This is a genomic window from Parasphingomonas caseinilytica, assembly GCF_036663755.1.
GTDB lineage: Bacteria > Pseudomonadota > Alphaproteobacteria > Sphingomonadales > Sphingomonadaceae > Sphingomonas.
Genome location: NZ_JAXOJL010000006.1, coordinates 129,384 through 154,001, shown reverse-complemented (window position 1 = coordinate 154,001; position 24,618 = coordinate 129,384). Strand labels below are relative to the sequence as shown.

The following is a 24,618-nucleotide window of genomic DNA, read 5'->3' as shown; positions in this document are numbered from 1 at the left end:
TTGGCCCGTGACGGTTTCGTTGCAGCAATGCGTCAAAACGATGATTGGGATAATGTAATCTAGGCCGTCACCGATGCCGGGAGGCTTGCCGACCACTGATCGCTACCTCCAGCGCATTTACTTATCCGGAGCGATTACGATCACGACAACAAGGCCTTTTCCGTCGGGGCCCTGGCCCATGATCAGTCGTCCGCCATGTGCCCGTGCCACGCGCTCGACGATCGAAAGGCCTATGCCGGACCCTTCGACCTTCGATCCTGTGCCACGCCACAATCTGTTCTTGAAGCGCGCGAAATCGGGTTCGGAAATGGCAGAAGCGTCGTCGCTCACGGTGAGCCGCGATCCGGGGCCGCTGCGCACCTCGATCGCTGTTCCGGGCGGCGTATGGCGCGTCGCATTGTCGATCAGGTTTTCCAGCGCCAGTACGAGAGCTTCAGGATAACCGAAGGCGCTAGCCGGTTCGTCGTTCCGCTCGAGCGCGATCGTGCGACCGGAGGCAAGAATGGCCGGTGCGCGATCGGCGACGACCTTTTCGGCCAGCGTGTGGAGATCCACCATCGTCCCACCGGCCTCGATCGGCCTTTCGAGTTCCGCAAGCGCGAGAAGCTGGGCGATGACACGGCCGGCCCGATCGACGGCGGCCATCAGCGCCTGGCGGATGTCGGGATCGACGACGGCATCGGCCCGCAAACGAACGACCGCCAGTGGCGTACGCAGTTCGTGCGCCACGTCGGCGGCGAAGGCGGTTTGCACATGGATGGCAGCGGCCAGCCGGTCCAGCGCGGCGTTGGTCGCCTCGGCCAGCGGCTCCGCCTCCAGCGGAAGGAGGCCGCGCGGCAGGCGGGTATCGAGCGATTGCGGGCCGATCCGCGCCGCGACCTGCGATACCGCGCGCATGCGCAGCGTCAGACGCCGGGCGAGAAAGGCACCCACCAGCGGCACGAGCGCGGCGATGGGCAAGCTGATCAGCGCGAATCGCAGCAGAAAGCTGCGCACGATATCGTCGGTGACGACGGCCGGATCGGCATCGTCCTGCGATACGACGATCCAGCCGCTCCCGTGCGGCACGCTCAATCCCTCGATCGCGCGGATGCGGAAAAACCGGGCCGCGCGTTCCAGCGGCGCGGCGGCCAGGATTTCGGGCCGGGCCGGACCATAGGATTTCAACACGCGGCGGTCCGATCCGATCACGCCGACCGCCATGCCGTTCGACAGGACGATCGGCTCGGATGCCTGCGCGGCCGACGTCAGGGATTCCGCCGAGACGGCGGCCTGACGGCGTAGCAGGTTGCGCTGAAAATGATCGGCGGTCTGGTGCAGCAGCGCGGTCGCGCTCCATAACAGGATCGTTGCGGCGGCGATCGCGATGACGATGTGCAGTGCGACGAATTGCCCGAGGAGCGAGCGGGGCGCACCGATCTTCACGCTGCGGCGACGATCATATAGCCGACGCCGCGCACGGTATCGATCCGGGCGCCGGTCGCACCATCCTCAAGCCGTTTGCGGAGCCGGTGGACATAGACCTCGACAGCGTTGGATCCGAGATCACCGTCCAGCCCGAACAGCTGATCCTCGACCACGCGCTTGGGAACGACCTTGCCGACGCGGCGCAGGAGCAGTTCGAGCAACTCCGTCTCGCGCACCGAAAGAGACAGCACCTGCGATCCGATGAACGCCATGCGACTCTCCACGACGAATTCCAGCGCAGCGCAGCGCAGCGATTTCCCTGCATAACCATCCCGGCGGCGCAGGATGGCCAACAGTCGTGCGTTCAGTTCGTCGACGTCGAAGGGCTTGACCATATATTCGTCGGCCCCTTCGTTCAGGCCGAGGATCCGCGCGTCGATCGAACCGCGCGCGGTCAGCACCAGCACCGGGCGCGTGTCGCCGCGCGCGCGCATGCGGATGAGGAGATCGATGCCGTCGTCATCGGGCAGGCCGAGATCGAGCAGGACGGCGGCATAATCGATCGCGGCGAGATAGGCCTCGGCCTCCTCCACGTTCCGCGCGCGATCCAGCGACAGCCCGCGCCGGGACAAGGCATCGATGAGCGGCATCGCCACCATGTCCTCATCTTCGATCAGCAGAATCCGCATCGTCCGACTTTTTCCGCACTGCAGCGTTTGTAAGCCCGCTGTAAGCTAGGCTGCCTAGGGGTGCCAGTCTCGCCGAGACAGGGCCTAAAATGCACGCTTCTTCCCCTCAACATCCGTTGCCGCCGACGCGTGCCTTGCCACGCCGTGATCAGCTGCGCTGGCTCGTCATTGCCGCCGGGGTGACGATCGGCCTCGTGCTGCTATGGCTGGCGATCGCCGGGCTGACGCATCACGAAGCCCCCGCGCCAGCGGTCACGCCGCCCGGCACCTTGCGGTTGACGGCGGATCAGATGGCCGCGCTCAAGACCGTGCGCGTCGGCTACGGGGCCTCCGCCGATCGCACGCTGGCGAGCGGCGCGATCACCGTGGATGGCGATCACAGCACGCCGGTGCTGATGCCTTATGCCGGCCAGGTCGTCCGCGTGCTGGCCGATGCCGGTCAATATGTTCGCGCCGGGCAGCCGCTGTTGCTCGTCAAGACGAGCGATTTCGTCGATGCGCGCAGCGGGTTGTTCGCGACGCGCGCGGCATTTCAAAACGCGCAGGCGCAACTGGCGACGGCAACCCGCACCGCCGAGCGCCAGCGCCAGATCTTCGAAACGGCGGGCGGCGCGCAGAAGGACTATCTGCAAGCGCAGACCGACCTGGTCGCGGCGCAGGCCACGGCGCGGACCACCGCGGCGGCGCTGGGCGCCGCGCGCGACAAACTCGCGATTCTCGGAAAATCGCCAGGAGAGATCGGGCGGCTCGAAGCCGCGAACGAAGTGTCCGGCATTCACGACCGCACGACGTTGCACGCCCCGATCGCCGGGCTGATCGCGTCCCGCGATGTCTCCGCCGGGCAATATGTATCGCAGGGCGGCGACAAGCCGGTGATGACGATCACCGATCCGTCGCACGTCTGGCTGATCGCGCAGATCGCCGAGGGCGATGCGAGCGCGGTGCATGTCGGCGACACGGTCGCGGTGACCACGCCGGCGCTGCCCGGGCGGACGTTCCATGCGACGATCGACCTCGTCGGCGCGGCGCTGGACGCGCAGACGCATCGCCTGCCGGTGCGGGCGACGATCGCCAATCCCGACGGTGCGCTGAAGCCGCAGATGTTCGCCAGCTTCTCGATCCAGCGCCCCTTGCGCGGCGCGGCGCTTCGCATCCCCGCCGCCGCCGTGATCCATGAGGGCGATGTCGCGCGCATCTGGATCGTGCGTACCGACGGCCTGTTGCAGGCGCGCGCGATCACCGTCGGCGATGAGCAGGACGGCATGGTCGTGGTGCTGACGGGCCTGCGACCGGGCGAGCGGATCGTCACCGCCGGTGCGCTGTTCGTGAACGAGGCAGGCCTGGGCGAATGAACCGCATCGTCGAGTTCGCGCTGCGCCAGCGTCTGCTGATCGTCGGCATCTTCGCCGCCATGCTGGTGGCTGGCGGCGTGGGCTTCTGGAAGCTCAACATCGAGGCCTATCCCGATCCCGTGCCACCGATGGTCGAGATCATCACGCAAACGCAGGGGCTGTCCGCCGAGGAGATGGAGCGCAACGTCACCATCCCGATCGAGGTGGGCATGGCGGGCATCCCGCACCTGACCGCGATCCGCGCGATTTCGCTGTTCGGCCTGTCCGACGTCAAAATCCAGTTCAGCTACGATCTGACCAATGACGACGCCAAGCAGCAGGTGATCAACCGCCTGTCGCAACTGCCGCCGCTCGCGGGTGGCGCGCAACCGACATTGTCGCCGACCAGCCCCGTCGGTGAGATCTATCGCTACCGGATCACCGCGCCGCCGGGCTATTCGGTGATGGACCTGAAGACGTTACAGGATTGGGTTCTGCAACGCCGCTTCAAGCGGATTCCCGGCGTGATCGACGTCACCGGCTGGGGTGGCAAGCTCCGCGCCTATGACGTGGTGATCGACAATGATCGCCTCGCCGCGCACGGCGTTTCGGTCGGGCAGGTGCTGGCCGCGCTGGGCAAGAGCGACGGCAATGTCGGCGGCCAGACGATCAACTTCGGCAGCCAGGCCGCGATCGTGCGCGGCGTCGGGCTGATCCAGTCGGTGTCGGGAATCGAGAACGTGCTGGTCGGCACCGCGAACGGCCAGCCGATCCTGCTGAAGGACGTTGCGCACGTGCGCGTCGGCAACGCACCGCGCCTGGGCATCGCAGGATACGACGATCAGGACGATATCGTTCAGGGCATCGTGCTGATGCAGCGCGGCGCACAATCGATGCCGACGATCCAGGCGGTGCAGAAGGAAGTCGCCGACATCAATGCCTCGGGCATCCTGCCGCCCGGCGTGCAGCTCCAGCGGATCTACGACCGGTCGGATCTGATCCACCTGACGATCCATACCGTGCTGGAAAACCTGCTCGCCGGCATCGCGTTGATCTTCGTCCTGCAATGGGTGTTTCTCGGCAATCTGCGCAGCGCGATCATCGTCGCGGCGACGATCCCGTTCGCCTTGGCCTTCGCGATCCTGATCCTGGTGCTGCAGGGCGAAAGCGCGAACCTGCTGTCCGTTGGCGCGCTCGATTTCGGGCTGGTGGTCGATGCCAGCGTCATCATGGTCGAGAATATCTTCCGCCACATGGTCGAACGCTCGGCGCATGTCGAAGCGGGGCGTGTGGATGGGCGTGGGGGGCATTACACGCTGGCGAGCCGGTTCTCGGCGGTGCTGGGTGCCAGCCACGAGGTGAGCCGGGGCATCTTCTTCGCCGCCGCGATCATCATCGCCAGCTTCCTGCCGCTGTTCACGCTGACCGGGGTCGAGGGCCATATCTTCGGGCCGATGGCCAAGACCTATGCCTATGCCATCACCGGCGGCCTGATCGCGACCTTCACCGTCGCGCCGGTGCTGGCGACGATGCTGCTGCCCGACAAACTGTCCGATGTGGAGACGCGCGTCGTGGCCCGGTTGCGTGGCTGGTACGAGCCGGCCGCCGCCTTCGCGCTCGGCAATCGCGTGCTGGCGATCGGCGGCACCCTGCTGCTGCTCGTGGCGGCGATGATCGGGGTTCGCTCGCTCGGCATCGAATTCCTGCCGCACCTCGAAGAAGGCAATATGTATATCCGCGCGAGCCTGCCCGCGTCGATCAGTCTGGAGGCGGGGCAGCCGGTGGTGAACGGGGTGCGGCGCATCCTAATGCACTATCCCGAGGTCGAGGCGGTGCTGTCCGCACATGGCCGGCCGGATGACGGCACGGATTCGACCGGCTTCTTCAACGCCGAATATTTCGTCCCCCTCAAACCCGCCGACACCTGGCCCACCGGCGTGACCAAGGAGACGTTGACCGAGGAATTGTCGAAGAAATTGTCCGCCCGCTATCCGGGGGTGGATTTCTCCTTCTCGCAGATCATCGAGGACAATGTCGAAGAAGCGGCGTCCGGCGTGAAGGGCGCGAATTCGATCAAGCTGTTCGGTCCCGATCTCGCCACGCTCGAAAGATATGCCGATGCGATCAAGGCCGAAATGGCGAAGGTGCGCGGGATCGAGGATCTCGGCGTGTTCCAGTCGCTGGGCCAGCCGACCGTGCGCATCGACGTGGATCGCGCCCGCGCCTCGCGCTACGGCCTGACGCCGGACGATATCAATGCGACCGTCGCGGCGGCGATCGGCGGCCAATCTTCGGCCGAATTGTATGAAAAAGGCACCGACCGGCATTTCCCGATCGTCGTGCGGCTGCGCCCGGAACAGCGCGACGGGATCGACGCGATCCGCCGCATCACTGTCGGCGCCCCATCGCCGAACGGCACCGGGACGATCCAGGTGCCCCTGTCCGAAGTGGCCGACATCAAGCTCACGTCGGGCGCATCCTTCATCTATCGCGAGCATCAGGAACGTTACATCCCGATCAAATTCTCGGTGCGCGGGCGCGATCTTGGCGGCGCGGTGGAGGAGGCGCGGGCGCGGATCACGCGGGGCGTGCATCTGCCTTCGGGCTATCACCTCGAATGGGCGGGCGAACTCGACAATCTGAACAATGCCGTCGCGCGGCTGGAAGTCGTGGTGCCGATCAGCCTGCTACTCATCCTGCTGTTGCTCTACGCCAATTTCGGGTCCGTCCGGGATAGTCTGCTGGCGTTCGCGGCGATCCCGATGGCGATCGTCGGCGGCGTGCTGGCGCTCGCGCTCACCGGAACCGCGTTCAGCATTTCCTCGGCGATCGGCTTCGTCGCGCTGTTCGGCATCGCGGTGATGGACGGTATCCTCGTCGTCACGACGTACAATCACGCGATCGACGAAGGCGCATCGCGCGAGATCGGGCTGGCGACGACGGTGCGGCACAGCCTGCGTCCGGTGGTGATGACCTGCCTCGTCGCGGCGATCGGCCTGTTGCCGGCGGCCTTGTCCAACGGCATCGGCAGCCAGGTGCAGAAGCCGCTGGCGTTGGTGGTGGTTGGCGGGATGACGCTCGCGCCGATCCTCATCCTGCTCGTCCTGCCGGTTCTGATCGACCGTTTCTCCAGACGCGTGCCGCCGGAGGATCGCGGCGCGCATGGTCGCGATGTCGGGCACCACCCGCCGCCCGCGACGGATCATGGGGAGGTGCCGGCATGAAGCGTCACCTGGTCCCGTTCCTCCTGCTGGCGGTCTCCGGCTGCGCGGCGGGCCCGCGCGATCTCGATCCCCATGCAGCGTCGCCACCGCCGACGCTGCCGCAGCGTTTTGCCCCGGGGGCCGGGCCGGAGCAGGTGACGAACGATGCCGTGACCGCCGACTGGTGGCGCGCATTCGGGTCGCCCGAACTCGACACGCTGGTCGGCGAGTCGTTGCATCACGCGACCGATATCGAAATTGCCGACGCCGCCCTGCGCCAGGCACGCGAGCAAGCCGGAGCAGTTGCCGGTTCCGCTCTGCCGCAAGTGGATGCCGGCTATCAGGTGCAACGCGCGCGCGTTTCGAATGCGCTTGCCCCCGCGGTGACGGATGCCTCGCAATATCTGTACACGCTGCACACGGCGCAGGTGACGATCAGCTATGCTCCGGACCTGTTCGGCGGCACCCATGCCAGAATCCGGTCGGTGCGGGCCGCCGCCGATGTCGCGCGCGACCGGTTCGATGCCGCGCGCGCGACCGTGGCCGCCAATCTCGTCCTCGCGGTGATCCAGCGGGCCGCGCTCGCCGACCAGATCGATGCCGCGCAGGCCAGCATATCGGTCAACCGCGATATCCTGCGCAATCAGCAGCGCCGCCAGCAACTCGGCGCTGTCGGCGCGGCGGATGTCGCGACGCAGCAGACCGCATTGGCCTCGGCCGAGGCCGCGCTTCCCGCGCTGGTGCGGGCGGAGGCGCATCAGCGGGTTTTGATCGGCACGCTGCTCGGTCGTGCGGCGGGAACCGATCTGCCGCCGCTGCCGGGGCTCGCCGCATTGTCCCTGCCGCACGACGTGCCGCTGTTGCTCCCGTCCGAACTCGTAGCACGCCGTCCGGATGTGCGGGCGGCGCGGGCACAATTGGAGGGCGCGGGTGCCGATGTGGGCGTGGCGATCGCGGCACGTCTGCCGAGCATCCAGCTTGGCGCGACCGGGGGTGGCTCGGCGCAGCATCTGTTCGACCTGTTCCAGAACGGCAATCCCTTCTGGTCGCTGCTCGGCGGAATCACGCAGCCGATCTTCCATGGCGGAGCGTTGCGCCACCAGCAGCACGCTGCGGAAGCGGCGCTGGACGGGGCCAAGGCGCAATATCGCGCGGCGGTGCTGCAGGCGTTCGGCGATGTGTCGGACGCGCTGACCGGGCTGCATGCCGATGCCGACGCGCTCGATGCCGCCACGCGCGCCAGCGACGCCTCCGGTCGCGCATTGGGCTTCGTCCGCCGGCAACTCAGTCTGGGCGATGTCGGGACGCTCGCCTTGCTGAACGCCACCGCCGCCGATGCGCAGGCCCGCGCGCAACTCGTTCAGGCCCGCGCCGCGCGCCTCACCGATACGGTCGCAATGTTCCAAGCCGCCGGCGGCGGCGTCGTAGGGGATTGAATTATGGGAGGTCCGATCGGAGCCATCAGCGGCAAGTTCGTCCTGATGGGAACGGCATTGCTGCTTCACGGCGGGGTAGAGGACAAGAAGGTCCGCATCGCGATCGTGCCGGGCGCGCCGACCTCCGCGATCAGCCCTGAAATGGCCGATCGCGTGAAAGCCCATGGCGGCGATCACGAGGTGAAGATCCATCTTCGCGCCGAATCGTTCCGGGCCAGGATCGACGCGGTCGAGCCCGATCCCGGCTCGAACGCTGAGGTGCGGATCGGGCAGGATGTGCTCGACGACAACCCGATCGAGATCGACTTCGGCCATCGCAGCCTGCGCCCATTGTCGAGCGGCGAGGCGCGCAGCCTGGAGCGCAAATCCCGACCGATCGCGATCCGCCACGAAGCCGACGGAACGCTCTCGGTCGAGCTTGCCGAACAGGGCCATGATGCGGTGCGGGCGGTTCTCGATCTGGCCCAGGCGACCAGTGTGGCAGCGCCCGGTTTGAAGGCGGGAAGCGTGGTGACGGTCGGCGGCGTCGCGTTGGCGAATGTCGATCCGACGGATGGTCTAAGCCCGATCGTGGGGCTCTACGCCTTCCGCCACCTCCGCGTGATTTTCGACCTTGGACGTGATCGTATCTGGGTTCGGCGCTGAACGGCAACCGAACCGGACTACATCCAGATGATGGGAGCAGGCATATGCCGGAAGAAGCCTATGAGATTCGCGGCGCGCATGAAGATGCGATCGAGGAACGGGCGCACCATCATGAGCCGCTGAGCCAGAAGATCGCCTTGTTCTCGGCGGTGCTGGCGACGCTCGGCGCGATCGTCAGCTTCCTTGGCGGGCACACGCAGAACGACGCGCTGTATTACAAGAACGAGGCCGTGCTGATGAAGGCGCGGGCGTCGGACAGTTGGGCCTATTACCAGTCCGAGGACATCAAGCGCCATCTGGCTGATACGGTCGCGGCACTGGCACCGGCGTCCGCGAACGCGGGTGCCGATTCGAAGAAATATGCCGCACGCGCCGAAAAATTGCGCGCGACGGCGGAGGATTATGATCGCAAATCGGAGGAGGCCGATGCCGAATCGCGGCGGGCATTGTCGCCGCACACCAAGCTGGCGATCGCGATGACGTTCATCCAGGTCGCGATCGCTTTGGCCTCGATCAGCGCGCTGACCCAGCGCCGCTGGTTGCTCTGGGGTGCCGGCGCGTCGGCGCTTTTGGGCGTCGTGCTGAGCGGGGCGGCGTGGCTCTGAAGCGTCGAACAAATCCGTGCGCTCGACCTTGGAGCATCCGCGTGCGACGTTAACGGATATGGATCGACGGGCCATCACCAGCGACGCGGTTGCGGGCCTTTCCGTGGCGGCACTGTTGCTGCCGGAAGCGATTGCCTATGGCAGCATTGCGGGCTTCCCGCCGGGTCATGCGCTGATCGCGGCCCTCGCCGGAATGGCGGTTTACGCCGTGGCCGGCCGGAGCCGCGTAGCGATCGTGGCTCCGACGTCGGCGTCCGCCGCCACGCTCGCCGCTGCCATGGCGACGCTCGCCATTGCCGATCCCGCCCAGCGGTTGCTCGCGGCGGTCGCGATGGTCGGGTTCGCGGGTATCCTGTTCGTGCTGGCGGGGGTGTTTCGGCTTGGTTTCATCGCCGCGTTCGTGTCGCGGCCGGTGCTGCGCGGCTTTGCGATCGGGCTGGCCGCGAGCATCGTTATCCGCCAGTTCGTCGGCACGACGGGCGTGTCCGTCAGCGGCGGCAATGCCGTCACGCAACTTGTTTCGGCGATCGGCGAAGTGGGAGGATGGAACGGATACGCCATCGCCATCGCCGGGGCGGCTTTGGCCATGGCGCTGGTTTTGCGGCGCTGGCACGGCGTTCCGATCGCGCTCGTGCTGCTCGTGTTCGGTGTCCTGCTGTCGTGGGTGGTCGACCTGCCGGCGCTGCACGTGCCGGTCGTCGGCGCGATCGTACCCGGCTTTTCCTCACCCCGATTGCCCGCGCTCGATCCAATACATTGGAGGATGCTCGCCACCGCCGCCTTGCCGCTCGCGCTGATCGTGTTCGTCGAATCCTGGGGGACGATGCGGTCGCTGGCATTGAATCGCGGGGACAGTATCGATCCGAACAGGGAGCTTGTCGCGATCGGCTTCGCCAATATCGGCTCCGCGCTCGTCGGCGGGCAGGCGGTGGGGGCGGGGTTTTCCGCATCGTCGGCGAACGACAGTGCCGGTGCGCGCAGCCGGTGTGCCAGTATGGTCGCGCTCGTCGGACTGGCGCTACTGATGTGGCTGGCGCTGCCGCTGGTCGCGCGCGTTCCGGTGCCGGTGCTGGCCGCCGTGGTCGTCGCGGCATTGTTGCATGCCCTCGACCCGTCGCCGCTGCGACGGTTGTGGCGCATCGATCGCGATCAATATGTGGCATTGGCCGCCGCGCTCGGCGTTCTGCTGCTCGGGGTGCTGAACGGGATGCTGCTCGCCGTCGGCCTGTCGGTGCTGGCCATCGTGCGAAAGATATCGTCGCCCGAGATCGTCGAACTGGGGCGGCTGGGCGATGGGCGGGATTTCGTCGATCGCGCGCGGCATCCCGAATCCGTGGTCCGGCCGGATATTCTGGTCCTGCGGCCCGGCGAACCCTTGTTCTTCGCCAATGCCGAACGGATCATGGCGGAGGTCGAACGGCGCGCCGCGGCGGCGAGCGCGCGGACGGTGGTGCTCAGTCTCGAGGAAAGCAGCGATCTGGACAGTACCGCGCTCGACGTTCTGGGCGAATCGTCGATCCGCCTGACCGCCGGGGGGCGGGCGCTCGTTCTGGCGCGACTGAAGGATCCGGTGCGCGATCTGTTGAACGCAAGCGGCCCCGTATTGATCGATCTCGCCAATCGCAGCGTGCGCAGCGTGGCCGACGCCGTGGATGCGGCATCGCGCCCTCATCACAAGGAGCCAGGATCGTGAGATCGACCCGTGAACCCATACTCGTTCCCGTTCGATTGGACGCGCTGCGCCCGACCCAGATGACGGTCGGCCTGCGCGAGGTGGAGCGCAAGCGCCAGCAATGGCGCGCGCGGGGCGACGATGCCGGCCTGTATCTCGGCCGCCACATGATCCCCGTCGTGCTGGGTCCGAAGGGCAAATCCTATGTCATCGACCATCACCATCTTGCCCGGGCGTTGATCGACGAAGGCCAGAGCGAGGTACTGACGACGATCGTCGCCGATCTGCGTTTGCTCGGCCAAGCGGCCTTTTGGGTGTTCCTCGACAATCGCGGCTGGTTGCATCCGTTCGACGCCGAGGGCCGCCGTTGCTCGTATGACGACATACCGAAACGCATGCGCGACCTTGCCGACGATCCGTTCCGATCGCTGGCCGGCGCAGTGCGCGAGGCCGGGGGCTACGCCAAGGACACCACGCCGTTCAGCGAGTTCATCTGGGCGGACTATTTCCGACGAAACATCAAGCATGCGCTCGTCGAAAAGAAGTTCGACAAGGCGGTGGACAAGGCGCTCCTGCTGGCTCGAACGTCCGAGGCGCGCTTCATGCCGGGCTGGTGCGGTGTCGATCCGGATCGCGCCGACGCCGGATGATCGGCGGATCGCGCGCATCCCGCGCCGCATGACGATCGGATGAAATCGGTGTCATCTTCGGATGCGACAGGAGCAGTTCAGGCTTTCGTGCGTAAGATCGTCGCGAAGGAAAGCCGATATGCGTGCATCTTCCCTATCCTTGCTGCTGGCCGCGACGATGGTGCCGCGTGCCAACGCGGCGCCGGCGACGCCGAGCGATGCGGCGTGGACTAACCGGCTGACCTGGGGCGTGTCCGCCGCCCCTGCCACAGGCGCTAAGCCCGGCACGGATCGCTGGCTGAACGCGCAGCTCAAAACCCCCGACGACACGTTGCCACCCGAAATCTCGGCGCAGGTGGCGGCCATGCGGATCAGCCGTCAATCCATGGCGGCTCTGGTCGTCGACGAGGATGCCGCCAGTCGCTACGCCAACAAACTCGCCGATCCGGCCCAGCGGGACGCGGCACGCAAGGCCTATCAGCAGGATATGAACGCACTCGCGACCGAAGCGGCGACGCGGTCGCTGCTGCGCGACATCTACGCGCCGGACCAGCTGCGCGAGCAATTGACGTGGTTCTGGTTCAACCATTTCAATGTCCAGGCGCAGAAACGCGACATCCGCCCGATGATCGCCGATTACGAGGACACGATCCGGGCCCATGCGCTGGGCACCTTCCGAGATCTGCTCGAGGCGACGCTCCGGCATCCGGCGATGCTGCGCTATCTCGACAACGACCAGAATGCCGCCAACCACATCAACGAAAACTATGCGCGTGAGATCATGGAGCTACATTCCATGGGCGTGGGATCGGACTATACGCAGAAGGACGTGCAGGAACTGGCGCGCATCCTGACCGGCGTGGGCGTCGATCTGAACGCCGCCGATCCGAAACTCAGCGCGGCGCGCCGGCCGCTCTACCTCCGTGCCGGGCTGTTCGAGTTCAATCCCAACCGTCACGATTTCGGCGACAAGCAGTTTCTCGGTCATGCGATCAAGGGCCGGGGGTTCGGGGAGGTCGAGGACGCACTCGATCTCATCGCCGCTTCCCCGGCAACGGCGCGCCACGTGTCCCGGCAGCTCGCAATCTATTTCATGGGAGACGATCCGCCCGAAGCGCTGATCGATCGCATGACCAGGACGTGGTCGCATAGCCACGGCACCATCTCGGCCGTGCTGCGCACGATGATCCAGGCGCCCGAGTTCAGACAATCGCTCGGGACCGCGTTCAAGGATCCGGTGCACTACACGGTATCCGCCGTACGGCTGACGTATGGCGACCGGGTGATCGTGAATGCGCAGCCGATCATCGGCTGGCTAAACCGTATGGGCGAGGGCCTGTATGCGCACGAGACGCCCGATGGCTTTCCGATGGCCACCGCCGCCTGGACCGGGCCCGGCCAGATGTCGGTGCGCTTCGAAATCGCGCGGCAGATCGGCGGCGGCGCCGCCGGGCTGTTCAAACCACAGGTGCCATCCGCGATCGGGGGTATGTCGCCCGCGCCGATCGCCGGGGCGTCCGGCGCGATGGCTCCGATGATGCCTGTGCCGATGACCGACATGGCACCGCCGGCTGCCCCCGCGACGCCGGTCGGATCGCCGCCCCCGCCGCTCCCCCGGCTGCAGACCGCCGCTTACTATCAGGGGATCGCGCCCGCATTGGGCGCGCCGACCCGAAGCGCCCTGACGCAGGCGACCTCGCCGCAGGAATGGAACGGCCTGTTCCTGTCCTCGCCCGAATTCATGCGCCGCTGACTCGAACGGAGAACGGACATGTTGCTCGACCGCCGTGAACTTCTGGCCGGTGCCGCGGCACTGGCCCCGCTCGTCATCGCCGGCCGCGCGTTCGCCGCGCCGCAAGCCGGGAGCCGGACGCTCGTCGTGTTCCTGCGCGGTGCGTATGATGCCGCCAACGTCATCGCGCCGACGGGAAGCGATTTCTACCACACCTCCCGCCCGACGATCGCGCTGGGCAAGCCCGATCCGGCCGATCCCAACGCGCCGATCGCGCTCGATGGCGACTGGAGCCTGCATCCCGCGCTCCGGGATTCGATCTACCCGCTGTGGCAGAAGAAGCAGATCGCCTTCATCCCTTTCGTCGGCACGGACGATATGAGCCGCAGCCATTTCGAGACTCAGGATACGATCGAGATGGGCCAGCCGATCACCGGCCATCGCGACTATAATTCGGGCTTCATGGCCCGGCTCGCCGCCGCTTTGGGTCAGGACAAGCCGATCGCGTTCACCGATCAACTGCCTTTGTGCTTTCGGGGCGGTCCGGTCATCCCCAACGTCGCGCTCAATGCCGTGGGATCGAAGCCGGCCGTCCCCGCGCGGGATGCCGCGCTAATCGCTGCCATGTACAAGGGCCAGCACAGCGGCACCAACGATCTGGGCAGTTCGGTTGCCGAGGGGTTTCAGGTCCGCGATACCGTGTTCAGAACGGTCGACGAGGAAATGAAGCAGGCGAGTCGCGGTGCGGTCAGCCCCAAGGGTTTCGAGCTGTCGGCGCGGCGGATCGGTCGCCTGATGCGCGATCAGTTCAACCTCGCCTTCGTCGATGTCGGCGGCTGGGATACGCATGTGAACCAAGGTGGGGCACAAGGGTATCTGGCAACGCATGTCGGAGAATTGGGGCGTGGCCTGGCGGGCTTCGTCGACGAGATCGGCCCCACAGCCTGGCTGACCACGACGGTGATCGTCGTGTCCGAATTCGGCCGCACCTTTCACGAGAATGGCGACAAGGGTACCGATCATGGCCATGGCAGCATCTATTGGGTGCTGGGCGGCGGCGTGAACGGAGGGCGCATGGCTGGCCCGCAGGTCGGGCTGTCGCAAGCGACGCTCAATCAGGGGCGCGACCTGCCGGTGCTGACCGATTACCGCGCGATGATCGGGGGCCTCGTCGCCCGGCAATACGGCCTAAGTGGCGATCGCCTCGCCACGGTTTTTCCCGCCACCCCGCCTGTGGATTTGCACCTCTTCTGAACGTTTGCTGCAAAACGAGCTATCGGAGAACGACATTTGCTACCGCTTACAACCCGGTGTCGAGATTCAGCCTCGATGCCTGCGGCTGTCTGCCGCCGCGGAACGTTCTTCAATCTCTAGCGTCGCGCAATGCTTCCAGTTCGGCCAATCGCACCGGATCGTCGGCCGCCAGCGTCTCCTCTAGATAGAAGCTGTGCGGGATATCGCGCACCAGCTGTTGCGCCTCGCCGACATATTCCAAGGCAATGACCGGAAAGGCATCGACCAGTTCGCGTAGAAACGGCTTGTCCAGCGCATCAAGCTGGCTCCCGATATATTCCATCATTTCCACGGCCTCGTCGGGATCGAGCTTGTCGTCGTCGGTCAGCTCCAGAAACATGACGAAACTGGCGATGATACGTGCGACCTGCGTTGCTATCATGGCTTGACCACCTTGACCTTGATGTTGGTGACGTTGTGTTTTTTGAGAATCTTCAGTGCTTTGACTTTCAGAGCGGGCGTAGGAACCTCCCAAATCCCAATGACGCGATGTTGCGCCAGCACCTCAGACTGCCGCTTAAGCTGGGCTAGCGCGCGCGGCGCATCCCGTACGCCCCATTTCCGATCGATCACGTAATCACCCTGCACGCCATCGAACTTCACCGGCCGTTTCGAGCCGTTCGGCATCGTGCGCATCAACGTCGGCGCTTGACCGGACCGCGCACCGGGGGCCGAGTCATTGTACGCTTTCCAGAGCTTGTCGCTTTTGACATTCTCCTTCGCCCAGCCGATTTGCGGCGGATCGTAGGTTGCACGAGGCCGTACGGCGCGGAGGCGGCTCAAGTTGGAAACCCTGGCTACACCCGCCCCCGTCGCCCCCGTCGCCACGGTCACCGCAACGTTGCCGACGACAGATCCTAGGGCGCGACCGACATCACGTGCCGAAGCATTGGCGACGGCATCGGCCGCGCGCGCGACCTGACGGCGTGCCGGTACGTCTTCGGCAGCTATGCCGGAGTCGATCATACCTGCGAGGCCGCGAACGACATTGTAACCGGTGGTAGTCGGAGGCGTCGTCATCACAGAATATATCGACTTTGCCGTTCCCTCCGCGACATCGTAGAGTTTTTCACCGAACCCGCCGACCAATTCGGTGACCCGGTTTGTCTGATTATTGAGCGGAGGTTCCTGAATCTGCCTGCGCGGAACCTTCACGGACCCACGATCTGTCGACCTCGCGTTACTACCCGCCGATTGCCCCGTGCGCGGCGTTTGCGCCTTTGGCGCGGCCGCGATCGGCGCGGGGTTGCGATGGCCGACACTCGGCGCGCGATTGGAGCCACCCGCAATGCGACCGCTGGCGCGGTTGGCCGCATTTGCCCCGCCCGCGCCATAATGGCGTCCGGATCCGGCGAAGGTGAATTTGCCGTCCGCCGGATCGTGCCAGGGATTGAACTTGAATTCGAGGCCATCGGGATTCGGCCTCGGGGGCAGCTTGCCAGTCCGCAGCCACCCCGAAAACGCACTTCGTTGCCTGTTGCCAGATGTCTGACTCATGCCGCCTCACCCGTCATTGAGGTGAGAACATTTCAGCAACATTTTCCAACAAGTCAATCGCGAGCCGTGGCCATCGCCTCGGTAAGGCACCGATTATACCAAAGATTCTACGGGAAAAGTGGTGCGGCCGAGAAGACTCGAACTTCCACGGGCTTTCGCCCACAACGACCTCAACGTTGCGCGTCTACCAGTTCCGCCACGGCCGCACGTAACACTCGCCGGGCAGACCCGGCAGCTGGTAGGCGAGCGCCCCTAGCAAGCGCCCGACCCCTTGGCAAGCGCGGCGTCTGTCGATCAGTGCTGCGCGCCGGAGAAGCTCAGCACCAGTTTCTCGGAATTGACCGGCACGTCCAGCTTGGCGCTGTTGAAATCGACCGATCCGCGCGGCGGCAATGCCGTCACTTCGGGCCGAATCGTCCAGCTATACACCAGCCGCCCCTGCGCATCGCGCAGTTCGGCGCGGATATCGGGCACGCTCTGGTGCGTGTCGGTCGGGTTGGTCACCTTGCCGCTGACCGCGAACATCTCGCTGCCGTTGCTCAGCTCACGCCGCTCGATCGGATTGTCGATCAGGCGCAGGGGGGTCTCCTGCGGCGCGATCGGCAGGCCGAGCCGCTGGATGAAGCTGCTGTCCCCGGCATAGATCAGCGCAATCAGCGCGACGAGCATCGCGAAGCCGGCGACGAAGGCGATGATCGTCCATTGTTTCGCGCGATTGCGGCGCGGGCGGAACGGCGCGCGATGGGCGAACGCGTCATAATCCGCCTGCTCGTCGTCGGGATAGACATCGCGAACCGGCGGCGGAGGGGGCGGCGGCGTGTCGCGCACCGCCGGCGCAACTTCGGGCTGGGTCTGTGCCTGGGTCTGGGCTTGCGTCTGGGGCGCGGGCTCCGGCGCTGGCGTCTCGACCGGCTGAGCTTCGGCGCGATCGACCAGATCGGGTTCGTCCGCCGGAGCCGGGGCCTGGAACCAGCTATGGCGGCAATTGGCGCAACGCACGGTTCGGCCCTCGGTCCCGATCGCATTATCGGGGACGATATAGCGGGTCCGGCATTCGGTACATTCGAGGATCATGAAAGGACTTCGCGGCTGAGCACCCACGGTCATGGATGTTTCAAAACTAAACACGCGATGACGCCAACTGGCAAGAGCGCACGATATCGTGCGCCCGGCGGACACGCGGCCCGGCTTGCCGCGCAGGCGTGGAACGTGCGAAGGCTGGGCGCAGGGGCATAGTCAGGTAGCGAAGCGGGCACACGCCGGTAATGGCCAATATCGTGCAGTTCGAGAATGTTGGGTTGCGCTACGGCACCGGCCAGGAAACGCTGTCCGACGTCTCGTTCACGCTGGCCAGCGGTGCGTTCTACTTCCTCACCGGGGCAAGCGGCGCGGGCAAGACGTCGCTGCTCAAGCTGCTCTACCTCGCGCAACGCCCGACGCGCGGGCTGATCCGGCTGTTCGGCGAGGATGCGGTGACGCTGCCGCGAAAGCGACTGCCCGGCTTCCGTCGCCGCATCGGCGTGGTGTTCCAGGATTTCCGGCTCGTGCCGCATCTGTCGGCCTATGATAATATCGCACTGCCCTTGCGCGTCTCGGGCGTGCCGGAGAGCGATATCGCCGCTCCGGTGCGCGAGATGCTGGCCTGGGTCGGCCTCAGCGACCGCGCCGACGCCAAGCCGCCGACGCTGTCGGGCGGCGAACAGCAGCGCGTCGCCATCGCCCGCGCGGTGATCGGCCGGCCCGAGATCCTCGTCGCCGACGAGCCGACCGGCAACGTCGACCCCGACATGGCGGAGCGCTTGTTGCACCTGTTCGATTCGCTCAACCGGCTCGGCACCACCGTCGTCGTCGCGACGCACGACTTCCACCTGCTCGGTCGCATCCCGGGGGCGCACATGATGCGGCTCGATGGTGGCCGCCTGCTCGACCCCACCGGATCGCTGCGTTTTCCACCGCCCAGCCAGGACGGCGAAGACTGATGCCGGTCAAGCTGATCCCGTCCGCCGCCGATCGCCGCCTGCTCGACGAAAGTCGGGGCACGCGCGCGATGACGTGGATCATGGCGATCATGCTGTTCCTGACGGTACTGGCCGGCGCGCTGGGGCTGGGCACGCGTTCCGCGGCGGTGTCGCTCGACCGGCAATTGGCCGGGCGGCTGACGGTGCAGATCGTCGCGCCGGAAGCGGCGGTGCGGGAAGGGCAGGCGGCGGCGGCACTCCGCGCGCTGAAGGCCCTGCCAGAGGTGAAGCGCGCGGGCGCGGTCGATCGCGCCGAACTCACCGCTTTGCTGCGTCCATGGTTGGGCAGCGACGGGGCCGATCCCGATCTGCCGATCCCGGCGATGATCGACGTCGATCTCGCCACCGCCAGCGACGCGGCGGTCGCGCGGGCGACGGCAGCGGTGCAGGCGGTCGCGCCCACCGCGCGGATCGACCGGCAGGAAAGCTGGATGGCACCGGTCAGCAGTTTCATGGCGATGATCACCAGTCTGGCGGGTGCGCTCGTCCTGTTGATGGCGGCGGCGACCGCGGCAGTGGTGATCCTCGCCGCGCGCGCTGGCCTCGATACGCATCGCGACACGATCCAGGTGCTGCACATGCTCGGCTCCACCGACATCCAGGTTTCGCGCCTGTTCCAGCGGCGCATCGCGCTCGATACGTTGGTCGGCGGGCTGCTCGGCACGCTCATCGCCTGCGCTTTGGTGCTGCTGATCGGCGTCCGGATCGGCGCGATCGGATCGGATCTGCTGAGCGGCGTGGCGCTGGGTCCGCGCGACTGGATCCTGTTGCTGCTGCTGCCGGTGATCTTCTCGCTGCTCGCCACGCTGGCCGCGCGCGTCGCGGTCACGGCCGCCTTGAGCAAGATCCTGTGATCCGGCGGCTGCTCGCCCTCGCGTTGATCGTATGGCTGCTCGGCTTCGCGGTGTTCATGCTGCTGCTGCCGCGCCCGCTGGAGGACACGAAGACCGACGCCATCGTAGTGCCGACCGGCGGCGCGGGCCGCATCCAGCGCGGGCTGGAGCTGCTTCAGGCCCATGCCGCAGAGCGCATGCTGATCACCGGCGTCGCACCCGAGGTGGAGGCGGACGAACTGGCCGCTGAGTACAAGGCTCCGCTGGCGCTGTTCGACTGCTGCATTGATCTCGGGCAGGAGGCGGTCGACACCCGCTCCAACGCGATCGAGACCGCGCGCTGGGTGCGCGATCATCGCTACAAGACGGTGCGGCTCGTCACGTCGGACTGGCACATGGCGCGCGCGCGGCTCGAACTGGCCTATGCGCTGGACCGCGACGTGACGGTGGTGGGCGACGGCGTGCCGAGCCATCCGCGCTTCGCCACCCTGATCGCGGAATATAACAAATTGCTGCTGCGCCAGATCGCGTTATGGACGGGGATCGGACGATGATCGGCTTGCGCAACCTGTTGTTCCGGATCGTGTTCTACACGATTTCGGTGCCGATCGTGCTGGCCACGCCGATCAGCGCGCTGTTCGGGCGACGCGCGATCATCGTCAACACGCACATCTGGACGAAATTCCACCATTGGGCGACGAAGACCTTTCTCGGCATCCACCAGCATATCGAGGGTACGCAGTTCCTGGATGGCCCGGTGATTTACGCCGCCAAGCATCAGGCGATGTACGAGACGCTGGAACTCGGCCGCATGCTGGACACGCCGGCGATCGTGATGAAGCAGGAGCTGGCCAGCATTCCGGTCTGGGGCTGGGCGGCGCGGATCTATGGCTGCATCGTGGTCGATCGCGAAGCGTCGGCCGGCGCACTCCGGCGGATGGTGAAGGAGGCCAAGGCCGCTTTGGCCGAGGGCCGCTCGATCCTGATCTTCCCGGAGGGCACGCGCGTCGCCCCCGGCGATCAGCCGCCGTTACGCGCCGGGTTCGCCGGCCTGTATCAGATGCTGAAAATCCCTGTGATCCCGATCGCGATCGATTCCGGAATCGTTTGGCCGAAAAAGGGGCTGAAACAGGCCGGTACGGTCACGTTCCGCTTCGGCGAGGCGATCCCGGCGGGCCTGCCGCGCGAGGAAGCCGAGGCAAGGGTGCACGCCGCGATCAACGCTTTGGATGTGACAAGCTGACCGTCGCCCCGGCGGAAGGCCGGGGCCGCTGGGTTAAGGGTGCCACCAGCGCAAAACAATCTGGCGGCCCCGGCCTGCGCCGGGGCGACGACGCTCTATTCGTGCGAACGCCCAAAATCGGGCGCAGGATCGTCCTGCCCCTGTTCGATGATCCCGCGCCGGATCGCGCGCGTACGGCTGAAATGCTCGAACAATTCCTCGCCCTTGCCCAGCCGGATCGCGCGTTGCAGCGCGGTCAGATCTTCGGAGAAGCGTTGCAGCATATCCAGCACCGCGTCCTTGTTGGTCAGGAACACGTCGCGCCACATCGTCGGATCGGAGGCGGCGATGCGCGTGAAATCGCGGAAACCGCCGGCGGAATATTTGATCACCTCGGATTGCGTCACTTCCTCCAGATCGGAAGCGGTGCCGACGATCGTATAGGCGATCAGATGCGGCAGATGGCTGGTCACGGCGAGCACGCGATCGTGATGCTCCGGCGCCATCATCTCGATATCCGCGCCCAGCCGCCGCCAGAATTCCGCGACGCGCGTCACCGCCGCCGCATCCGCGCCCTCGGGTGGCGTCACGATGCACCAGCGCTTGTGGAACAGCGAAGCGAAGCCCGCTTCCGGCCCGCTGCGCTCGGTGCCCGCCACCGGATGCGCCGGGATCACGGTGGCACCGGGCAAGGCCTCGGTCAGCACGCGCAACACTTCGGCCTTGGACGAACCGACATCGCTGACGATCGCCTCCGCCGGCAGATCGGCCGCGAATTCAGCCGCCGCCGCGCCCATCGCGCCGACCGGCACGCACAGGATCACCAGATCGGCATCGATCACCGCCGCGCCGCTCGATTCCGTGATATCGTCGCAGAGCTGCAGCCGGTCGGCGACCGCGCGAACCTCGGGATCTGCATCATACCCGGTCAGCCGCACCGTCGGCATGGCGATACGCACCGCGCGCGCGATCGAGGAGCCGATCAGGCCCAATCCGATGATCGTGACACGGGCAAAAGGCAACATCAGCCGGCGGCTTCGACCAGATCGCGCAGCGCCGCCATCACGCCCTGCGTTTCCTCCCCCGTACCGATCGTGATGCGCAACCCGTGGGGCAGGCCCTGTCCGGGCAACCAACGGACGATATAGCCCGCATCCATCAGGCCCTTATACGCCACCTCGGCGCTTAGCTTGCCCTCGAACAGCACCAGCACGAAATTCGCCTGGCTCGGCACGGCCCGCAGGCCGGCATTGCCCAATTTGCCGATCTCGTCCGCGAACCAGCGCCGCCATTCGGCATTGTGCGCCCGCGTCGATTCTACGAATTCGGTATCCCCGACCGCGGCGACCGCCGCCGCCGTTCCGGCGATCGTGATCGAGAAGGGCAGGCGGATGCGGTGCATCGCATCGATGATCTCCGCCGAACCGTAACCCCAGCCGATCCGTTCGGCGGCGAGGCCGTACATCTTGGAAAAGGTGCGCGTGACCAGCACGTTGGATGCGCTTTCGGCCAGCGCCATGCCGCCATCTTCCGCGTCGCCCTCGATATATTCGGCATAGGCATGATCGAGCACGAGCAGGATGTCGGGGCGCAGCCCGGCATGCAATCGCGCAATCTCGGCCTTGGTCGAATAGGTGCCGGTCGGGTTGTTTGGGTTGGCGACGTAGATCAGCTTCGTTTTGTCGGTGACGCAGGCCAGGATCGCATCGACATCGGTCGCATAGTCCGTGTCCGGCGCGATCACCGGCGTCGCGCCCACGCGCCGCGCCGCAATCTCGTACACCGCGAAACCGTAACGGACGTAGATCACCTCGTCGCCCGGCCCGGCAAAGGCCCCGGCGGCCAGATGCAGCACCTCGTCCGATCCGTTGCCATAGATGATCCGCGCGGGATCCAGGCCATGCTTGGCGCCCAGCACGTCGCGCAATTCGGTCGCGCTGGCATCGGGATAACGCTCCAGCCGGTGCGCGGCGGCTGCGAAAGCCTCGCGCGCAGCCGGACTGGTGCCGAGCGGATTTTCGTTCGACGACAGCTTGATGACCTTGCGGCCGTCATCGGTGGTGGACCGGCCCGGAACATAGGGGGCGATCGCCATGATCCACGGTTTGGCCACGGGCTTGTTTTGGGATGCGCTCATGGTCGCGCGGCATAGCGGCACCACGGAAATTGACAAGGCGAGGCCGCGCGCCCTAGCGCCCGGAGCGTGACCTTCATCGAACCCAATAGCGATCCCGATGCGGACCAGCGCTTCGGGCTGACCCGCACCGTCACGCTGCCGGGGCCGCTGCGCCTCGACGGTGGCGTGCTGCTGTCGCCGGTCGATATCGCCTATGAGACGTACGGCACGCTCGACGCGGACGGCGGTAACGCAATCCTGATCTGTCACGCGCTGACCGGCGATCAGCATGTCGCGAGCAACCACCCCGTCACCGGCAAGCCCGGCTGGTGGACGCGGATGGTCGGGCCGGGCAAGCCGATCGATCCCGCGCGCCATTTCATCGTCTGCGCCAACGTGCTGGGCAGTTGCATGGGGTCGTCCGGCCCGGCGAGCGTCAATCCCGCGACGGGCGCGCCTTGGGGCATGGCGTTCCCCGTCATCACGATTCGCGACATGGTGCGCGCGCAGGCGATGCTGCTCGATCATCTTGGCGTCGGCGTGCTCAAGGCGGTGGTCGGCGGATCGATGGGCGGGATGCAGGCTCTGAGCTGGCCCGCGACCTTCCCGGAGCGGGTGAAAGCGGTGGTCGTCATCGCCTCGACCGCGCGCCACACCGCCCAGAATATCGCGTTTCACGAGGTCGGGCGGCAAGCGGTGATGGCCGATCCGAAATGGCGTGGCGGCGATTATTATACGGATGCCGACCCACCGGCGGCCGGCCTCGCGGTCGCGCGCATGGCCGCGCACATCACCTATCTGTCCGAGGCGGGGCTGACCGAAAAGTTCGGCCGCAAGCTGCAGGCGCGTGAAACGAAGACGTTCGGCTTCGATGCCGATTTCCAGATCGAATCCTATCTGCGCCATCAGGGCATCGCCTTCGTCGATCGCTTCGATGCCAATTCCTACCTCTATATCACCCGCGCGATGGACTATTTCGACCTCGCCGAGGAGCATGGCGGCCGCCTCGCCAGCGCCTTCAAGGCCAGCAAGGCGCGTTTCTGCCTGGTCAGCTTCGATACCGACTGGCTCTATCCCACCGCCGAATCCCGCGCGATCGTCCATGCCCTCAACGCCGCCGGCGCGCCGGTCAGCTTCGTGGAATTGTCGAGCCCGTTTGGCCACGACGCGTTCCTGCTGGACGCGCCCGAACTCAATCGTGTGGTCGATGGCTTCCTGAGGGCAGGGGCATGAGCGACATCTTATTATCCGACGACAAAGCATTGTTACACGTGGAACAAATCCACCGCTGGCTGGCGAGCAGCTATTGGTCGCCGGGAATCGAGCGCAGCCTCGTCGAGCGCGCGATCGCCGGATCGCACGCCCTCGGCGCATACCGCGACGGCGAACAGATCGGTTTCGCCCGCGCGATCACCGATCACGCCACCTTCGCCTGGATCGCGGACGTCTGGGTGGACAAGGCCGGGCGCGGGCAGGGGCTGGGCCGACGGCTGGTGCAGTGGTTCATCGATCACCCGGACTTTGCCGGCATCCGCCGTATCGGTCTGGTCACGCGTGACGCGCACGGCGTGTACGAGAAGATCGGCTTCCACGCCCTGATCCGCGCCGATCGCTACATGGAACGCCTATCGCCCGAGGCCGAAGCCTTTGCGCGGGGAACGCCATGACGCTGCGTCCCGATCTCGCGATCATCGCCGATCATGTCGCCGCCGGATCGCGCATCCTCGATGTCGGCTGCGGCGACGGCCAGTTGATGGCGGCATTGCGCGATACGAAGGGCGTGGACGCGCGCGGGCTGGAGATCGCCGCTGGCAACGTCGCCGCCGCGGTGTCGCGCGGACTGTCGGTAATCCAAGGCGATGCCGATACCGATCTCGCCGCCTATCCCGACGCCAGCTTCGATTATGCGATCCTCAGCCAGACGTTGCAGACCGCGCGGCGGCCCGATGTCGTGCTCGATCATCTGCTCCGCATCGGCCAGCGCGCGTTCGTCTCCTTCCCGAACTTCGCGCATTGGCGGGTGCGCGCCTCTTTGTTGTGGGGCGGGCGCATGCCGGTCACGCGGCTGCTGCCCGAACGCTGGTACGATACGCCCAATATCCACCACGTCACCGTGGACGATTTCCGCGCCTTCGTTGCCGATCGCGGGCTGGTGGTGGAGGCGGCGTGGTTCCTGTCCGGCGATCGGCAGACCAGCTCGGCCGCGGCCAACTTCCGCGCCGAACACGCCGTATTCCTATTAAAAAGTTGACCGTTCCTATTTTGGTTGATCTGAATCAAGGAACCAAGC

23 protein-coding genes and 1 tRNA gene are annotated in these 24,618 nt (G+C 66.2%); 16 read left to right on the top strand and 8 right to left on the bottom strand.

Annotated features, from left to right (window positions below):
* Positions 1 to 117: 117 nt before the first annotated feature.
* Together U1738_RS13965 and U1738_RS13960 are read right to left on the bottom strand one after the other, a co-directional pair.
* Positions 118 to 1,425, bottom strand: coding sequence for an ATP-binding protein (locus U1738_RS13965; protein WP_332789660.1), 1,308 nt, complete (start codon positions 1,423 to 1,425; stop codon positions 118 to 120).
* On the bottom strand, positions 1,422 to 2,096 hold the full coding sequence (locus tag U1738_RS13960) for a response regulator (RefSeq protein ID WP_332789659.1): 675 nt from the start codon (positions 2,094 to 2,096) through the stop codon (positions 1,422 to 1,424). The genes U1738_RS13965 and U1738_RS13960 overlap by 4 nt, the downstream gene beginning before the upstream one ends.
* Before the next feature lie 89 nt (positions 2,097 to 2,185).
* Between U1738_RS13960 and U1738_RS13955 the strand changes: the two genes are divergently transcribed.
* The 9 genes from U1738_RS13955 to U1738_RS13915 all read left to right on the top strand — a co-directional run bounded on the left by U1738_RS13955 (position 2,186) and on the right by U1738_RS13915 (position 14,603).
* Positions 2,186 to 3,448 carry an efflux RND transporter periplasmic adaptor subunit gene (locus U1738_RS13955; RefSeq protein ID WP_332789658.1) on the top strand — a complete coding sequence of 421 codons (1,263 nt, stop codon included), beginning with the start codon at positions 2,186 to 2,188 and terminating at the stop codon, positions 3,446 to 3,448.
* Positions 3,445 to 6,651: an efflux RND transporter permease subunit gene (locus U1738_RS13950; RefSeq protein WP_332789657.1), complete on the top strand. Its 3,207-nt coding sequence runs from the start codon at positions 3,445 to 3,447 to the stop codon at positions 6,649 to 6,651. The genes U1738_RS13955 and U1738_RS13950 overlap by 4 nt, the downstream gene beginning before the upstream one ends.
* On the top strand, positions 6,648 to 8,066 hold the full coding sequence (locus tag U1738_RS13945; RefSeq protein WP_332789656.1) for an efflux transporter outer membrane subunit: 1,419 nt from the start codon (positions 6,648 to 6,650) through the stop codon (positions 8,064 to 8,066). Before U1738_RS13950 ends, U1738_RS13945 begins: the two co-directional genes overlap by 4 nt.
* Before the next feature lie 3 nt (positions 8,067 to 8,069).
* Positions 8,070 to 8,711, top strand: a complete 642-nt coding sequence (locus U1738_RS13940) for a hypothetical protein (RefSeq protein WP_332789655.1) — start codon at positions 8,070 to 8,072, stop codon at positions 8,709 to 8,711.
* A gap of 44 nt (positions 8,712 to 8,755) precedes the next feature.
* Positions 8,756 to 9,316 (top strand): DUF4337 domain-containing protein, encoded by a 561-nt coding sequence (locus tag U1738_RS13935; RefSeq protein ID WP_332789654.1) that lies wholly within the window; start codon positions 8,756 to 8,758, stop codon positions 9,314 to 9,316.
* Between the two features lie 58 nt (positions 9,317 to 9,374).
* The gene (locus tag U1738_RS13930) at positions 9,375 to 11,009 is read left to right on the top strand and encodes a SulP family inorganic anion transporter (protein WP_332789653.1); all 1,635 of its coding nucleotides are present in this window, start codon (positions 9,375 to 9,377) and stop codon (positions 11,007 to 11,009) included.
* Positions 11,006 to 11,638: a ParB-like protein gene (locus U1738_RS13925; RefSeq protein WP_332789652.1), complete on the top strand. Its 633-nt coding sequence runs from the start codon at positions 11,006 to 11,008 to the stop codon at positions 11,636 to 11,638. Before U1738_RS13930 ends, U1738_RS13925 begins: the two co-directional genes overlap by 4 nt.
* A 118-nt stretch (positions 11,639 to 11,756) precedes the next feature.
* Positions 11,757 to 13,370, top strand: coding sequence for a DUF1800 domain-containing protein (locus tag U1738_RS13920; protein ID WP_332789651.1), 1,614 nt, complete (start codon positions 11,757 to 11,759; stop codon positions 13,368 to 13,370).
* Between the two features lie 18 nt (positions 13,371 to 13,388).
* Entirely contained in the window at positions 13,389 to 14,603 is a 1,215-nt protein-coding gene (locus U1738_RS13915) for a DUF1501 domain-containing protein (RefSeq protein ID WP_332789650.1), read from the top strand.
* Positions 14,604 to 14,712: 109 nt separating this feature from the next.
* On the opposite strand, the gene U1738_RS13910 is transcribed toward U1738_RS13915, so the two are convergent.
* From U1738_RS13910 to U1738_RS13895, 4 genes are all read right to left on the bottom strand, one after another.
* The gene (locus tag U1738_RS13910) at positions 14,713 to 15,024 is read right to left on the bottom strand and encodes a hypothetical protein (RefSeq protein WP_332789649.1); all 312 of its coding nucleotides are present in this window, start codon (positions 15,022 to 15,024) and stop codon (positions 14,713 to 14,715) included.
* Positions 15,021 to 16,139 carry a hypothetical protein gene (locus U1738_RS13905; RefSeq protein ID WP_332789648.1) on the bottom strand — a complete coding sequence of 373 codons (1,119 nt, stop codon included), beginning with the start codon at positions 16,137 to 16,139 and terminating at the stop codon, positions 15,021 to 15,023. The genes U1738_RS13910 and U1738_RS13905 overlap by 4 nt, the downstream gene beginning before the upstream one ends.
* A gap of 119 nt (positions 16,140 to 16,258) precedes the next feature.
* Positions 16,259 to 16,345 (bottom strand) — tRNA-Leu (locus U1738_RS13900).
* A gap of 88 nt (positions 16,346 to 16,433) precedes the next feature.
* On the bottom strand, positions 16,434 to 17,213 hold the full coding sequence (locus U1738_RS13895) for an MJ0042-type zinc finger domain-containing protein (protein WP_332789647.1): 780 nt from the start codon (positions 17,211 to 17,213) through the stop codon (positions 16,434 to 16,436).
* Positions 17,214 to 17,404: 191 nt separating this feature from the next.
* Between U1738_RS13895 and ftsE the strand changes: the two genes are divergently transcribed.
* From ftsE to U1738_RS13875, 4 genes are read left to right on the top strand one after another with little or no spacing between them, the layout of a single operon-like run.
* Positions 17,405 to 18,118 (top strand): cell division ATP-binding protein FtsE, encoded by a 714-nt coding sequence (ftsE, locus tag U1738_RS13890; RefSeq protein WP_332789646.1) that lies wholly within the window; start codon positions 17,405 to 17,407, stop codon positions 18,116 to 18,118.
* Entirely contained in the window at positions 18,118 to 19,011 is an 894-nt protein-coding gene (locus tag U1738_RS13885) for a cell division protein FtsX (RefSeq protein WP_332789645.1), read from the top strand. Before ftsE ends, U1738_RS13885 begins: the two co-directional genes overlap by 1 nt.
* Positions 19,008 to 19,544, top strand: coding sequence for a YdcF family protein (locus U1738_RS13880; RefSeq protein ID WP_332789644.1), 537 nt, complete (start codon positions 19,008 to 19,010; stop codon positions 19,542 to 19,544). Before U1738_RS13885 ends, U1738_RS13880 begins: the two co-directional genes overlap by 4 nt.
* Positions 19,541 to 20,233, top strand: a complete 693-nt coding sequence (locus U1738_RS13875; RefSeq protein WP_332789643.1) for a lysophospholipid acyltransferase family protein — start codon at positions 19,541 to 19,543, stop codon at positions 20,231 to 20,233. Before U1738_RS13880 ends, U1738_RS13875 begins: the two co-directional genes overlap by 4 nt.
* A 95-nt stretch (positions 20,234 to 20,328) precedes the next feature.
* Here U1738_RS13875 and U1738_RS13870 read toward each other — a convergent pair whose 3' ends face one another.
* Together U1738_RS13870 and hisC are read right to left on the bottom strand one after the other, a co-directional pair.
* On the bottom strand, positions 20,329 to 21,237 hold the full coding sequence (locus tag U1738_RS13870) for a prephenate/arogenate dehydrogenase family protein (RefSeq protein ID WP_332789642.1): 909 nt from the start codon (positions 21,235 to 21,237) through the stop codon (positions 20,329 to 20,331).
* Positions 21,237 to 22,349 (bottom strand): histidinol-phosphate transaminase, encoded by a 1,113-nt coding sequence (gene hisC, locus U1738_RS13865; protein WP_332789641.1) that lies wholly within the window; start codon positions 22,347 to 22,349, stop codon positions 21,237 to 21,239. The genes U1738_RS13870 and hisC overlap by 1 nt, the downstream gene beginning before the upstream one ends.
* A gap of 66 nt (positions 22,350 to 22,415) precedes the next feature.
* Here hisC and metX point away from each other — a divergent pair, with 66 nt between their 5' ends.
* The 3 genes from metX to metW are packed head-to-tail and all read left to right on the top strand — an operon-like array spanning position 22,416 to position 24,579.
* A complete protein-coding gene (gene metX / locus U1738_RS13860) occupies positions 22,416 to 23,561 on the top strand; it encodes a homoserine O-acetyltransferase MetX (protein WP_443027021.1) in 1,146 nt (381 codons plus the stop codon).
* Positions 23,558 to 23,995, top strand: a complete 438-nt coding sequence (locus U1738_RS13855; RefSeq protein WP_332789640.1) for a GNAT family N-acetyltransferase — start codon at positions 23,558 to 23,560, stop codon at positions 23,993 to 23,995. The genes metX and U1738_RS13855 overlap by 4 nt, the downstream gene beginning before the upstream one ends.
* Positions 23,992 to 24,579 carry a methionine biosynthesis protein MetW gene (metW, locus tag U1738_RS13850; protein ID WP_332789639.1) on the top strand — a complete coding sequence of 196 codons (588 nt, stop codon included), beginning with the start codon at positions 23,992 to 23,994 and terminating at the stop codon, positions 24,577 to 24,579. The genes U1738_RS13855 and metW overlap by 4 nt, the downstream gene beginning before the upstream one ends.
* The last annotated feature ends 39 nt before the right edge of the window (positions 24,580 to 24,618 follow it).

Coding starts and splice junctions, on each gene's coding strand:
- U1738_RS13960 (WP_332789659.1), bottom strand. CDS start 2,096: ATGCGGATTCTGCTGATCGAAGATGAGGACATGGTGGCGATGCCGCTC.
- U1738_RS13955 (WP_332789658.1), top strand. CDS start 2,186: ATGCACGCTTCTTCCCCTCAACATCCGTTGCCGCCGACGCGTGCCTTG.
- U1738_RS13950 (WP_332789657.1), top strand. CDS start 3,445: ATGAACCGCATCGTCGAGTTCGCGCTGCGCCAGCGTCTGCTGATCGTC.
- U1738_RS13945 (WP_332789656.1), top strand. CDS start 6,648: ATGAAGCGTCACCTGGTCCCGTTCCTCCTGCTGGCGGTCTCCGGCTGC.
- U1738_RS13940 (WP_332789655.1), top strand. CDS start 8,070: ATGGGAGGTCCGATCGGAGCCATCAGCGGCAAGTTCGTCCTGATGGGA.
- U1738_RS13935 (WP_332789654.1), top strand. CDS start 8,756: ATGCCGGAAGAAGCCTATGAGATTCGCGGCGCGCATGAAGATGCGATC.
- U1738_RS13930 (WP_332789653.1), top strand. CDS start 9,375: ATGGATCGACGGGCCATCACCAGCGACGCGGTTGCGGGCCTTTCCGTG.
- U1738_RS13920 (WP_332789651.1), top strand. CDS start 11,757: ATGCGTGCATCTTCCCTATCCTTGCTGCTGGCCGCGACGATGGTGCCG.
- U1738_RS13915 (WP_332789650.1), top strand. CDS start 13,389: ATGTTGCTCGACCGCCGTGAACTTCTGGCCGGTGCCGCGGCACTGGCC.
- U1738_RS13910 (WP_332789649.1), bottom strand. CDS start 15,024: ATGATAGCAACGCAGGTCGCACGTATCATCGCCAGTTTCGTCATGTTT.
- U1738_RS13905 (WP_332789648.1), bottom strand. CDS start 16,139: ATGAGTCAGACATCTGGCAACAGGCAACGAAGTGCGTTTTCGGGGTGG.
- U1738_RS13895 (WP_332789647.1), bottom strand. CDS start 17,213: ATGATCCTCGAATGTACCGAATGCCGGACCCGCTATATCGTCCCCGAT.
- ftsE (WP_332789646.1), top strand. CDS start 17,405: ATGGCCAATATCGTGCAGTTCGAGAATGTTGGGTTGCGCTACGGCACC.
- U1738_RS13885 (WP_332789645.1), top strand. CDS start 18,118: ATGCCGGTCAAGCTGATCCCGTCCGCCGCCGATCGCCGCCTGCTCGAC.
- U1738_RS13875 (WP_332789643.1), top strand. CDS start 19,541: ATGATCGGCTTGCGCAACCTGTTGTTCCGGATCGTGTTCTACACGATT.
- U1738_RS13870 (WP_332789642.1), bottom strand. CDS start 21,237: ATGTTGCCTTTTGCCCGTGTCACGATCATCGGATTGGGCCTGATCGGC.
- hisC (WP_332789641.1), bottom strand. CDS start 22,349: ATGAGCGCATCCCAAAACAAGCCCGTGGCCAAACCGTGGATCATGGCG.
- U1738_RS13855 (WP_332789640.1), top strand. CDS start 23,558: ATGAGCGACATCTTATTATCCGACGACAAAGCATTGTTACACGTGGAA.
- metW (WP_332789639.1), top strand. CDS start 23,992: ATGACGCTGCGTCCCGATCTCGCGATCATCGCCGATCATGTCGCCGCC.